This is a genomic window from Cysteiniphilum sp. (assembly GCF_057495195.1).
Genome location: NZ_JBXTEF010000047.1, coordinates 21019 through 34296, shown reverse-complemented (window position 1 = coordinate 34296; position 13278 = coordinate 21019). Strand labels below are relative to the sequence as shown.

The 13278-nt window shown below is 36.5% G+C and carries 7 protein-coding genes; 1 reads left to right on the top strand and 6 read right to left on the bottom strand.

What is annotated here, in order from left to right; genetic code table 11:
* Positions 1–72: 72 nt before the first annotated feature.
* The 3 genes from ACY10D_RS04470 to ACY10D_RS04460 all read right to left on the bottom strand — a co-directional run bounded on the left by ACY10D_RS04470 (position 73) and on the right by ACY10D_RS04460 (position 7935).
* Positions 73–2433 (bottom strand): ankyrin repeat domain-containing protein, encoded by a 2361-nt coding sequence (locus tag ACY10D_RS04470; protein WP_486999575.1) that lies wholly within the window; start codon positions 2431–2433, stop codon positions 73–75.
* A 140-nt stretch (positions 2434–2573) separates the two neighbouring features.
* Entirely contained in the window at positions 2574–5636 is a 3063-nt protein-coding gene (locus tag ACY10D_RS04465; RefSeq protein WP_486999574.1) for a COG1361 family protein, read from the bottom strand.
* 145 nt (positions 5637–5781) lie between these two features.
* Positions 5782–7935 (bottom strand): hypothetical protein, encoded by a 2154-nt coding sequence (locus ACY10D_RS04460; protein WP_486999573.1) that lies wholly within the window; start codon positions 7933–7935, stop codon positions 5782–5784.
* A 404-nt stretch (positions 7936–8339) separates the two neighbouring features.
* Here ACY10D_RS04460 and ACY10D_RS04455 point away from each other — a divergent pair, with 404 nt between their 5' ends.
* Positions 8340–9212 carry a hypothetical protein gene (locus tag ACY10D_RS04455; protein WP_486999572.1) on the top strand — a complete coding sequence of 291 codons (873 nt, stop codon included), beginning with the start codon at positions 8340–8342 and terminating at the stop codon, positions 9210–9212.
* Positions 9213–9347: 135 nt separating this feature from the next.
* Here ACY10D_RS04455 and ACY10D_RS04450 read toward each other — a convergent pair whose 3' ends face one another.
* From ACY10D_RS04450 to ACY10D_RS04440, 3 genes are read right to left on the bottom strand one after another with little or no spacing between them, the layout of a single operon-like run.
* On the bottom strand, positions 9348–10052 hold the full coding sequence (locus ACY10D_RS04450) for a hypothetical protein (RefSeq protein ID WP_486999571.1): 705 nt from the start codon (positions 10050–10052) through the stop codon (positions 9348–9350).
* A gap of 9 nt (positions 10053–10061) precedes the next feature.
* Positions 10062–12824 (bottom strand): DotA/TraY family protein, encoded by a 2763-nt coding sequence (locus tag ACY10D_RS04445; protein ID WP_486999570.1) that lies wholly within the window; start codon positions 12822–12824, stop codon positions 10062–10064.
* On the bottom strand, positions 12817–13254 hold the full coding sequence (locus tag ACY10D_RS04440) for a hypothetical protein (RefSeq protein WP_486999569.1): 438 nt from the start codon (positions 13252–13254) through the stop codon (positions 12817–12819). Before ACY10D_RS04440 ends, ACY10D_RS04445 begins: the two co-directional genes overlap by 8 nt.
* Positions 13255–13278 lie beyond the last annotated feature (24 nt).

Below are 13278 nucleotides of genomic sequence, written 5' to 3'. Positions count from 1 at the left end.
TTTGGAAGGCTATGTGCAGCATTTGAGTTGCTGGCACAAAAATACTGTGCATAATTTAAACCTTGATTCACATTATTCTTGTAGCCTATCTTTATTGGCGATAGCGCTTTGAATCACAGTGTGCCTAAGAGATGGATTTTTTGTTAGTTTCTCCCACGAAGCTTTATCAAATTGACCTATAGCATTAATTTCAACTACAGCTTGTTGAAGCTCGGGCTCATCTGCCAGTATATTAAAAGCTAACTTGTCAATCTGACTTGCTATTTTATAGCTGTTTAACATAGATTCGCATTCTTTATTTCCCATTAAAGCAGAAATTTCTAATGGAGATAGTGTTACAAACTCTGTATCACGATATGGCTCCAGCTTTTTTAAAAATCGATCCTTTATTTCTATTGATTTATCTTTCGCAAAATTATGCAATTGTTCAGCTGTTCTTTGAAATTTAGAGCTGCCAATATCACAGTTTAAGATTAGTAATTCTTTCAATACACTAACATGGCCATTCAGGGCTGCGATGAAAGCCGGTGTGGCACCATCTTTATTGGCCTTATTTAAATCCATGTTTGGATCTAACTCCTTAAACTTTGATAATACATTAACATGACCTTTCTCAGCAGCAATTAAAGCGGGGGTATAGCCTCTATTATCAGCCTTATTTAAATCCAGGTCTGGATCTAACTCCTTAAGTGTTTCTAATATATCAACATAAGCGTACCAAGTGGCAATTAAAGCGGGTGTAACCCCATTATTATTGGCCTTATCTAAATCCAGGTCTGGATCTAACTCTTTAAGCTTTGCTAATGCCTCAACATGATTATTCTGAGCAGCAAGTAAAGCTAGTGTGCTACCCCTAATAGAGGTCTGATTTAAATCCACGTTTGGATCTAACTCCTTAAGCTTTGCTAATACATTAGCATGACCTTCTTGAGCAGCAAGTAAAGCCAGTGTATAGCCATTATTATAAGCCTTATTTAAATCCAAGTCTGGATCTAACTCCTTAAGCTTTGCTAATACATTAGCATGACCATTCATAGAGGCCCATATCATGATTTCAGCTTTTTTTCCTTCTGTAAGAGAAGAATATTTAGTTTCGATAAATTCTTCATTAAAGACATTCGAATGATTGTTATCAATAATCAATGAAAGAACATCTTTCCCCGTCAGGTTTGTTTGATTTATATCAAATTTAACCTTACTAATGAATTGTAATGAATCATTATCAAGCTCTTCTTTTTTACTTAATAGAGAAAAAACAATAATATCATCTCTACAACCTGATTTTAAAATGTCTTTCTGACTTAGATACTGCAAATATGTCTCCCCAAAACTTCTGTGATATTTCTCATTGACTGAGAAGCGTGCAAGGTCAGAAAACTCAAATGGACGTGTTACTTTATAAGTTATCGTATCCTCATCTTTCACATACTCATATACAAAAATGTCATTAGCTGAGATAATGCACTTGGTTAGACCATCTTTATCTTTTGTATCTTTTATCTCTGTTGTGCTATCACTTTTCGTTAAACCTAATTTAGTCATCTCCACATCAAATATATGATTAGAAATTCTTTGCAAACCAGCCTGATCCTGATTCTTTATGTCAGCCTCCCCTTTCCCCCTGTAGAGAGCATAATAAGTATCCAAATCATCTTCTTTATCTTCAAAAAAGTCTAATAACCTCTGGCATTCAGATTGAGAGATTTCTTCAGGGAATATGCCACGACGGAAAAATTCATCTTGAAACATCTGATATGATATATTTTGTGATACAAAGTTGTAAATCCCTTCTATATGTTCTTCTTCCACGGATTGAGGCGCAAAAACATCTTGTATAGATTGTAATCCGTATCCATCAGCGACTAAGTTAAAAAGTGCATTAACGATATGAACTTCATTTAGAACCATATAGTCTTTTATATGGGATGACATAAATTTTCGAGCAAGTTGCTGAATAAGAGTTCTTTTAATATCTATAACAGTGCTTTTGAATGTTGTGCCTCGTATTTTGGAACTCCAACTTAACATATTGACGTATACCCCTTGCCAACATTTATTCAACTCAAGATGATTAATGTCTGAGGATTCTACTTTTTTGACTTCATTAGCATGTTGAACATAAATAAATTCCAGTTCTTTTTTGAGAGAACTCAAAATTGCGGACTTATCATCTTTAGAGGTTATTTTTTCAAATTCAAACTCACCCTTTATTCTCTTAGCAAGCTCCTCTAATCTATTGAGATTACTCCTATTAAGAGAAATTATCTTTTCAAACAGAATTAATAACTGTGATTTTGCTTTTTCAAAATTTTCTCTGCCAGAATAATAAACAGGATCTTCGTTATATACATTTTTTAGCTCATCATCAGATAAGATATTGCTGTTATTTTCTTTTAGATCTATTAGTTTTTGTGTTAAACCTTGTAATGGCATATGCAATTTCCCCTTTTCTACTGTTTATAATTAAGTCAACCTGAATCTTTAAAGTTTCTAAAAGGTACGAGACAAAACTCCTACTTGTAATATTTTCATCAATTTCTTTTTGATATACCTCATTAATTTTGAAAAAATTATTAACCTGCAGCAGCAATTGACTTAATTTGCATAATATTGCCATAAGCTAGCGCATTGACATCACCATTAAGACTACCACCAACTGGTTGCCACTTGTCACTTTCACCATCCCATAGTGCAATGCCTTGTGCGGAACTTCCTCCCGCATGTTTGAATTTGCCACCTACATACAGTGATGTCGTATTATTGAAATACTCAGGAGCAATAGCATCAACCTGCCCATCAACGCCATCACCTAATTGATGCCATGCTTCATCTTGGATGACAGCAATATGGTTGAGTTTTTCAGCGCCCAAGTTTAAAAAGTCGCCACCTACATATACATCCTGATGGTGATCGCCAGCTAGAGCATACACATTACCTAAGCTTGCAGCATCTGTTGTCATCGACTGTATTCCTGCAGAGCTAAGGGAGAATATATAATTTGTATCTGCGGTGTTATTAATGCTCGTAAACTCACCACCGATGATGGCATGCAGTTGATTATCTTTACTGCTACTAATAATCGTTTTTACTGATCCACCAGTTACTTTGACATCACCACCAAAATCAATAAACTTACCCTGAGCCCAAGTTGCTATGTTTTGTGCTACATGATCTCCAGATGACAATATAAATTTTCCGCCAATAAGCACATCATCATTTTGTGGGTGATCAGCAATATCAAGCTTACCAGGCGATGATATCGTATAAACTGGACCATTCAGACCACTTGCTAAAGGGATCCACTTGTTACTTTGCCACTGCGCAATATTGTTTAATTGCTTGTTATTGGAATCATTAAAGCTTCCTCCAACAAATAAACTACCATTTGGCGTGAAATCCATGGCAAACACCTGTGCAGCGTTAGCGTCAGCACCTTTTAGACCACCATCTAGCGTTTGCCATTGTTGCCCATCCCATTGACCAATTAGATTTGCTGGCACCTTACCTGCATTAAAATAGTTAAATTTCCCACCAATATAAACGTTCCCATCTGCAGCAACTTTTATGGTATTAACGCTATTATCGACGCCTTGTGCCAAAGGTTGCCAAGACTGCCCATCCCACATCGCAATATTATTTATAGTTTGTTTTCCTTGACCGGTTGCAGTAAATGCTCCACCAACATATAAAACAGGCTTGCTTTGTAGCGAAAAGGCAAACTTATCAGCCTTTGTTGTGATAGATAATTTTTCACTATCGGTGTTTCCTACCTTTATCATAGGTGCTTGAGCATTGCTGTGCAGATATAGATAACATGATTTACTTGGATTTAATTCATAGGTGTTTTGATCTTTCACATCACTAATACAACTATTTGGGCAGGTAATACTGGTGCACCATGGACCTTTATCCGTATTAGCATTTTTGCCATTGTATATACTAAAGAGCTGCAAAGGCTGCGTCGTAAAATTGACATCTTTGTCACTATCATTTGCAAGCACCACCCTCTTTACCCCTTGATACATGTTATATGATGCATCAATATAAGCATGGACACCCGTTGTCGTTAATGTCGTTGTCGTATCTTTATCTAAATTATTTGTCGCTTTAATCGTAAAATTATAAATAGCATTTTTAAGCGTACTGTCTGCATTAAACACAATACTACAACTTTTTCCTGAAGGCACAAAATGCCCTGAAAGACAATTATCGGCATCTTTTGAGCTCACAATTGACAACCCTGTGGGCGCTACTTTAGCAGATGGATCCGCTGTAATAAGATAATCACTTGCTTGTGTACTCGGCTGCCAAACAAAAGCCCCAGTATTGATTACAGTCATTTTTGTTTGCCCACTCCCTGTGGTTGGGATATTAATCATGGTTGGATGAGGTTCGATCGCTACTTTGCCAACGTTAATTGCTGTGGCCTTGCTAAAAGTGTAAGTATTCAAACCAAAAGTAAACATAATCTTTCCTTGTCCAATGGCATCAGCACCTGCATCAATGGCTAATTCGCATTGACTATTTGCTTTAATCTCACTACCTTGTTGGCATGTTGAGCCCTTAGTATTAATAGTCACACCGTTTGGTAAAGTTGATTGTATCGTGCTTATTTTGATTGGTTGATTAGCATCATTCATAAGCTTAATTTGTTGCTCAGCGGGCTTATTAAAATAAATTTGGTCACTCAAGTTTACAGGATCAATGCTAGCACTAATTTGTGGGTAAATAGCTTTGATATTTGCTGCAGTAATACTTATTTGATGGGTCGTTTGATTAGCATTTAGCGCTTGCAAATTTGCTTTCAACGCATCAATGGTTGTTTGACTAGCATCCAGCACAAAACTAAAAGTCTGTGATTCACCAGGTGCGAGATTATTGACTCTTGTTAATTGCATATTTCTAGCCAATTTAACTAACCAGCTTGGCAAATGAACTTGCAAATCATTAATGGCTTGATGTTGGTCTATATTTTTCACGCTCAGACTAACGGTACTTCCTGGTACTACATTTATCTGGCGATTAATCGCTAACTGCGGAAATTGATATTTAGCATCATCAGCCAAATAATTAATCTTCACTGGAATTGAATAAGTTTGTTTATCTGTGACAATATCAATTTTGTTATCTAGTAGTTGAGGCTTTGTACTTGAAACATCAATGCTTAATTCACACGCATGACCATCACTCAATGTCACATTACAATCACTTCCATCGATTGTGTTGCAACAGCTGTTTTGTTGATGTACATTGGCAATTTTGTATTGCATTGAGCTGCTTTCTGGTAAGTTAATACGCTGAATATGAAGTATTTGCGCAGCATCCGCTAATGCAAATTGTGCCTGTTTTTGACTATAGTATGCATTGGACTTTGTATCATCATTATGAATGGTTAAACCTAATAATGCATCATTGTTCACAAGCGCGGTTTCTGGCAAAGAGTTATCGATCGTAACCCCTGCTTTTGGCGATGGAGGATTGGGGGTTGAGGAGTTAGATCCCGCACCTCCACCACCACACCCGGTTAAACTCATCATACCAATGATCGTTGGCACGGCTAAAGCGATTAGTTTGCATCGATACTTTGTATTTGTATTAGTTTGCTTTTTTTGCTCTTTTTGCTGTTGTGCTCTCATATATTTTCTCCTAACGTTTGTGCTCAACCAGCGCAATGTATATCAAAGCAAACTCACAATAAGGCATCAGCAAGAAATATAGTCAAAACGTTATTTCTATCGTTCAATCTACGTAAAAATACTACGATTTTGCACACATACTATTTTAACGCGTAAATTTACACACCAGCTGCCCATCTTCAAGCTCAACATTACTATTTGGCTGACAGTTGGAATAATCTAATTGGAGCTTTGTACCATTATTATACTCAACCCTTAGCAGACGATACCCTTCAAAATGCTTACTTTTAACTTCATCATTTAACCAATTGCCATAAGGGTAGCCTTGTCGTTTATCATGATCAGCACAGATTAAATCACCATAGTCATCGACATCTAATACTTGTGAGCGACAATTGTCCATATTTAATGTCGTCGGATGCCTTTTTGCCAATGTATCTAGCGGAAAAGGACAATATGCTGTGTAAAAATGATTGCTCCTGTTATAGTGAAAAGTATCTTCTATTGCATCACTCGAACATTTCTCCTGATAATCACCTTTAAATAATTCAAAGTCTCCTGAACTACTGCAAACAAGCGTCCCATTATGGTTCACAATCATATCTGGTGCTTGGCATTTTCCTGCGTCTTTGAAAACAGTTTGTCTCGGAATAAAAAACGTCACTACTTCAGGAATACTAGCACCTGTATGCACGATATACGAAGACTTATCTCCGCCACTACACCATGCTTGTAATATACCCGAAGCATCGTAGTTCTCAACAGAACAAGAGTCTTTATAAGAGCCAAAAGGAACTGCTTCTGTATAAGCACATACGAGCACACCATCATGATTAGAAATATCATTTCCCGGATCACAAAACTGTAAATTTAACGTTACCACTGGTATTTGCAACAAAATATTCTCAAAGTTGACTTTTGAAGTAGGGCTGCACCTAGCTGACAGTGTATTGTTAATTCGATCCCAAAACATATCCTTGCAGCTCTTTACATAGCTGCCTGATGGCAGTGAACCTGGAAATATTGGACCAATATCTTGAAAATTAGTGCGTTTGTCTTTTAGCAATATTTGCGGTCCTTGATCTTGATACTGGTTATCAATGTTTACAATCTCAGTAACTCGCTCACTATATAGCTTATCAAGTATCGACATGGCACTTTTGTAATCTAAATGATTTAAGTTAAAATGCTCATCCGCTAATACAATGTCTTGATAACCGTTGTAATGTAAGTAAATCGCTGCCGCTTCAACGTTATAGGCTTGCTGTAAACTCAGCACAAGCTTTATTGATAATACCCCAAGTGTATGATTGTAATTTTCTCTTACTTGTTCAGGGTCGCCTATTGCCATTGTTTTTATTTTTTCATACTTTGACAGCTCGAGCTTTTGCAACTTATCGATTAAAAGTTTGAAATTCACTGTTATTGCATCTGCCTTTTTTGAGATTTGCACCAGATCTTCATTATGACTTAATTGCTCATAAACAAGCTGCTTATTATGCTCGATCGCCCCTCCAATCTTATACTGTAATGTATTGTATATGCCTGAGATATTTTTCTGATCATCATGAAGTTGACTTAACTTGCCTTCATACTGATCATTTTCATATTCATTAGCAAAATCTCTAAACATTCCCTCCAGCTGATTTATTTTATCTTCTATCGCTATTAACTGACTTTCTATTTTGCTAAGCATATCGATAACTTCATTTAAACCAGACCCGCCAATACCAATCAAACTACTGATCTCATTGGCTATAATTCCTGTTGCAACACCAGATACAAAATTGCGTGTTAAATCAATTGCTAAAGCTTTAAACCCTCCAGCACCATCTGCAAGAATAAACTCATCTTCTTTTGGATTATAGATAATCAAATGGCTATTTATTTTATCTAATATCAAATTAATGATGGCGCTATTATTAATCAAGTTTGACATATCGTTTACATATTGACCCAATTTTTCATCCAGTGATGCATTTGTGTTGTTAAGCTTGAATAACTGTCGTAAATCAACCTTAAGTTTTGCATAAGGTACTTGGCTTTGCTCTGCTATGAGCTTGAGCGCCATTTCTCCAATAGTTCTGTTGTTGACTGGTAAATATTGATACGCAGCATTGTGATAATTTACAAGTTTAAGATTTTGTGTAGATAGAATCCTGCCTTGGTAATTTACAGATACATGATAAACACCCTGTGGTATATCGAGATTCTGGATATTTATTTGACAGCGATCGCCCTTACAATGGAAGTTTTGTGTTATTGGTGAAATATCAGTTTTAGTTAACTGTATTGTCATAGGCTCTCCCCTGATGTTGTAGAACTCAAGCCTAGGAGTGGAAATATTCAGGCTGTGTACATTACCATTGGCAAAAGATAATTTGATGTGAATTAATGCGATGGTAATCAGGGCATTAAATACTATTTTTTTCATAACACCTACTCTAAATCTGTGACCACGATATCAATGCAATCGTAATATTGTTTTAACCTATAAGATTAACTAATAACAATAGCGCTTGGAATAGTCTTTGGGTGCTCATTAACGACTACCTACAATTTTTAAACAATCGACGACAGCTTGTATATATACTTCCCAATTCGGAGCCTATAAATTCGCTTATACCACTCGTGAGTCATTTTGCATGGGTATAGTAGAAATGATAGTAGAAATGGAAAACACTAAAGAAAAATGAGGACACGATGATAAAGACAAATCAAAAATATAATCCCATTTCATGGCAAAATATTGCATCACTGTTTGTAAGTTTTGGCTTGTGCTGCTGCAACTACGCTTATAGCCTTCCACCTGAAGAAAGTAATGCTGTGTTTAATAACGCCACACAAACAACATCTGGGAACCAAACATGCCATACATCAAACACTACAAATACCACGACAAACTCAGATCCACTTTTGTGCGATCATGATTTTGAGCAAGCAGTGCTCTTGCAACCTGTAATTAACCGCTCATTCATTCGTGCTGAATACATTGCAAATAGGCTGATTATTAATGATACTTTAGGTGGGTCGACACTGAGTTACTTGGCAGCAATACTTGCTGCACTTGCAGAGCTCTCAAGACAAGAGGACACATCGCAGCATATTGAAAATATGCTCTCTTTTATTGAACGCTGTAACATGAGAATTGATGATATGCCTTTTATGGAAAACTTAGACTGGCAGCAAGGTCCTAATCACAACATGTTTAACCAACTCAGTAAAGGGACTTATTTGCTAAGGATCTATTATAACGGTCAATACTATCATGCCATCATTTTCTTTACAGAAGAATATCTGGTGGTACTCTCAAGGGATGGGATATTATCCGAACAACGTAGAATTATAAGGTCTGATGGATTTGATCGATATATTTTCACACATCAAAGTGCGCTCACATGGCTTGAAAATATTGGTAATACATGGTTTGATGAAATGTATTATCAGCTAATGCCGATCAACACACTAACACTCAACCAAATTGGTAACAGCTTTATTAATGCAGCCTTCCGTGCACTTAATGCCAGATTATTCACCGATTTAGGCGCTAAATTTAGAAATAACAAAAATCCATAGTGGTTCTTGTCACTTAACCCTATAAAATACAAAAAACAATCATTTTGTGGTGTTTAGTTTCAAAGCAATCCAACTTGGTATAAGTGCGGGAAGTACAAAGCAAGAAATTCTGTAAAATGACTTGTGATGGGTATATTAATAAATAGAAGTGCTCTGCATATCAGATGATTTATTGGATAACCAACTACAAACAGGTGACCCTTGGTTCTTATGTTGGCAAATAAATAACACTCTATCTCCTATCTTTGTGTAGCCAATATTCGTGTTATCACAATTTATATTACCTTTACTAATATTACACATCGTCGGGCTAGCACTAAAAAACACCTGATAAACACCATTATTAATATCAACACCACGATAGAATACATCCTGACCATTCTGCTTGATGGATATATCTCCTAGACCTAAAGCAAATAGAGAGATATTGCCACAAGCAGTTGCTTGCGCACTGGCTATATCTCCATCGTTGCTTTCACTCCAATCGCCACGACTGAGGTCATGATAGTCATTACCTTTTATTTGATTAATATGCCCCCACCAATTGGGAAAGCTGTAGTGATCTGACAAATTAACAACCATATAGCCACCTCTATTATCTGAAACTTTTATATTAGGTGTACCATATGTCGCCACATTCTTTATTGTTTGTCCTGATAAGACAGTTGTTGTAACTTCTTTGCCAGCAACCACATTATAACCATCATTTAACTGTGCCACAGTGATTTGTAGCGGGTAGGGGCAGTTGTTTTTTAATGAAACATTTAACTGAGGATTGTGTGAAAAGCCAAGCAATGGCAAAGCACTTCCCACGAATACACAATATATTTTCTTTAACATCTTTCTTCCTCATGGATTTGGGTTTGTACTTGTACCTGCATCAGCTTGATTTTTTTTGCCTTCTTTTTCACCTTCTTTTTTGCCTTCCTTTGGGTACCGTGCAGAGGTAAAGCTCTGCATACCTGAAGACATGGAGTCTGTGTACTGTGTTTGCGCTTGATTCGCTTTTTCTTCAGCTTGCGTGCCTGATTGCGCTAATCCTGAAGCGTTTTGTGACGAGGCCGACTTCATCTCTTGCAAGTCTTCGACACCTGCCCTTTCACTGGCATTGTGTCCAATCCATTGCAGTACCTTATCCGGTAGCAAGTAAATTAACGAAAAGCATTTATTAAAAGCTATCGCTATAAAGCTTGCATAAAGCAATACACACAACAAACTAAAGGTACCATTAACATAAACCGAACTACCATCAAAAAGAGCGCTGATTTGCGACATAATAGAATGGAAACCTGTTGCTGAAAAACCAATCACGACATAGGTTAGGACAATGCCTGCTAATAATCCGACGATCATTAACACAGGACGCAATACAATATTCAACATAATCTGAATACCCGTTTCGGCTTTGCCAAACACTTCATGTCCTTGCGGGTAAACAATACCCAGAGCAACAATTGGAGCTGCAATCAGCGCTTCTATCACCAATAAAAGCCAAGCGATTTTCCCTGCCCAAAACAAAATAAATGGTGCCAATGGAATAATTAAAGCAAATAATACCCCAATACCAAAAAGGGTGATAAGTACAAAGAATACAATAGGTAACCAGATAAAAGAACTCATAATCTTAAGCATTAATGAACCAAATCCTATTTGAATCCCACCAATGCCAAGAGCAGCTGTTGTTGAGCCAATATCTGTAAACGGTGTAGCGCTTAAACCTATTGCTAATGCTGATAAACCGCTATATGCGACCGCAATCCGTGACCTATAATCATACACCTTACCATCAAATGCATTATAAATACTAAGTAAAGTTGATATCGTTGTTTGTATAATTGAAAAGCCCACGCCTTGAATTTGTTGCATCATCGAAAAATGATCCTGAACAACGCTTGTTCCTTTAGTATTAACTGCACTGCCTATGTTGTATATTTGTGCCATAATGCTATTTTGACCAATATCATCATTAACGGACATCTTTGCTAGCATTGTTGAGATAAATTGTGATGCGGGTGACGCCACATCACGCTCAATATGGTTGGCAGGCAAAAAACTGACTTGATTCTTTCTTAAGAAAGTTAATATTTTTAATGTATCTGTTGCAATTAGCTGATCTTTTTCAAAAGCTGGTTGATTACTTTTTTCATCTGCACTTAATAAATTACTGATTAAAAATAAAAACCGGCCTTGTTGAAAGGACATATTCATCGGCACAATATTATTTACCAACTGCGTACAAGAAGTAATACTATCACTCACCATTAGTTTTTGCCCTAAATACACGCAGTATTTATCATTGCCTTGGAATGCTTTTGTCAAAGTATCTTGAACTTTACGCATATCAAAAGCTAATTTGTTTTGCGTTTTAGCATCACGATCACTCTCATGTAACTGGAACCATGGACTTGTGATAAGACTTGTTTGATCTGTATCGCCCTCCTGATAATTACCTGTCATCAGCTTGTTTGTATCTATACTATTGTGGTAATAGTTCACTTTGACCTTATCTAGATCAATATCTACCATTGAGTTTGCATTGCTTTGCTGCAACTGATCAAAAACTTTAAAGTTTTTATAAAACTTCTCTAGGTTATTTGAAAAACTTTTGTCTAGATTAAGGTATTCTTGATCTGCATTCCACCAACCTTTTGTCGTGTCAACATTATTGTTATTAGCTTCTTGATCATGGTCTTTCTTTATCCTTTTTTCAAGTCCATTAATAATATTGTCAGAGAGTTTAATTAGAGCCTGTGAATTTAGATCAATACTTTGCGGGTTTTGAGAATAGTTAATAATGTTTGTTAAATTAGTAGCATCGTGAGCGTACTGATTAATCGCTTGAGTAAAATCATTTCTTTGTTTAATCGGTGGGTAAACATCAAACATGCCATGATAGATCACATTGGCAATTTTTACTTGTTGATACTGATTACCATCCAAAAATGACCATGTGTTCATACCTTGATTTAAAAAAGGTTGCCAAGATGCAAAGTTACCCGCTGAGCTTGCAGCGATGGAATCAGCAATATTGATCATATTCGCAGGCGTATTATCCGCTTTAATTGGCATCGTACATTTTACGTACTCCCCAGCAGGCGTGCATAAATTTTGGTTTAGCTTAATCATATTTTCTGCAAAATTCGCTAGCATAAAAGTACCAATATCGTCTTTAATTCCCGAGGAAATATCAGAGCTAATCACCGGTGGCAAATGTTGATTTGCAATATCACTATTTACTGATTGCCAGACATAGTCGGCAAAATAGATCCCTGTCGACAACGCCATAAAGACAAGATATTGCGCAAAACAAAATCCAGATTTGACGGGAATTGCCGCCATACTACCAAAAACACTACGAATAGGGATCCAATAAGAATCCCAATTTTTCCCTAGAAACGTACCATCTCTTGCTGTATTTATGGTGCCAATAATCACAATGAAAGCATAAATAAAAATAACTACACTCAAAAGCCCAAGATTAAAGTGATAAATAATCGCTTTAAAGGCAGTATGCGTCGTATCATTAATTGAACTAGCCGGCCCATCAATGCCAAAAATTTCATTGAGCACCTTCCATGAAGCATCATTTGTTGATTGCGCAAAGCTAATCATTTTTCTTTCCCCCTTTACCTGTAAAGCTAAACAGCCAATCATGAAAACTACATCCAAAACGTTTTTGTTTGATTTGATATAACCAAAAGTGATGTTTAAACGCTTGAGCTAAACTTAATATGACTGCTGAAAATGCCAATAAAGAAAGCCAATATAGCTTACTGTATAACAACCACAGACAATATATAAATATGACTGCAGCAACTGCCAAACACCCTTTGTATATCAGACGCAATTTTTTGGTGATCAATATCAGCTTGTCATCATTGATATCCAGCCTTTTAAGATCGTCATAGCAAATGTTTGTCTGCGATGTCGGCACTGAAAATAAGTTTGTGACAAGACTGATAATTGCCTTGCTTTGCATCTTCAATGCATCTATTAATAGCAGTTTCTTTATGCGTTTCAAACGTGTTTTTTTCTTAAACATGAGGCTTCCTTATAAACGCGATTA

Bases quoted from the DNA above. Each gene is read 5' to 3' on its own strand.
- ACY10D_RS04470 (WP_486999575.1), bottom strand. From the start codon at position 2,433: ATGCCATTACAAGGTTTAACACAAAAACTAATAGATCTAAAAGAAAAT.
- ACY10D_RS04440 (WP_486999569.1), bottom strand. From the start codon at position 13,254: ATGTTTAAGAAAAAAACACGTTTGAAACGCATAAAGAAACTGCTATTA.
- ACY10D_RS04465 (WP_486999574.1), bottom strand. From the start codon at position 5,636: ATGAGAGCACAACAGCAAAAAGAGCAAAAAAAGCAAACTAATACAAAT.
- ACY10D_RS04445 (WP_486999570.1), bottom strand. From the start codon at position 12,824: ATGATTAGCTTTGCGCAATCAACAAATGATGCTTCATGGAAGGTGCTC.
- ACY10D_RS04455 (WP_486999572.1), top strand. From the start codon at position 8,340: ATGATAAAGACAAATCAAAAATATAATCCCATTTCATGGCAAAATATT.
- ACY10D_RS04450 (WP_486999571.1), bottom strand. From the start codon at position 10,052: ATGTTAAAGAAAATATATTGTGTATTCGTGGGAAGTGCTTTGCCATTG.
- ACY10D_RS04460 (WP_486999573.1), bottom strand. From the start codon at position 7,935: ATGACAATACAGTTAACTAAAACTGATATTTCACCAATAACACAAAAC.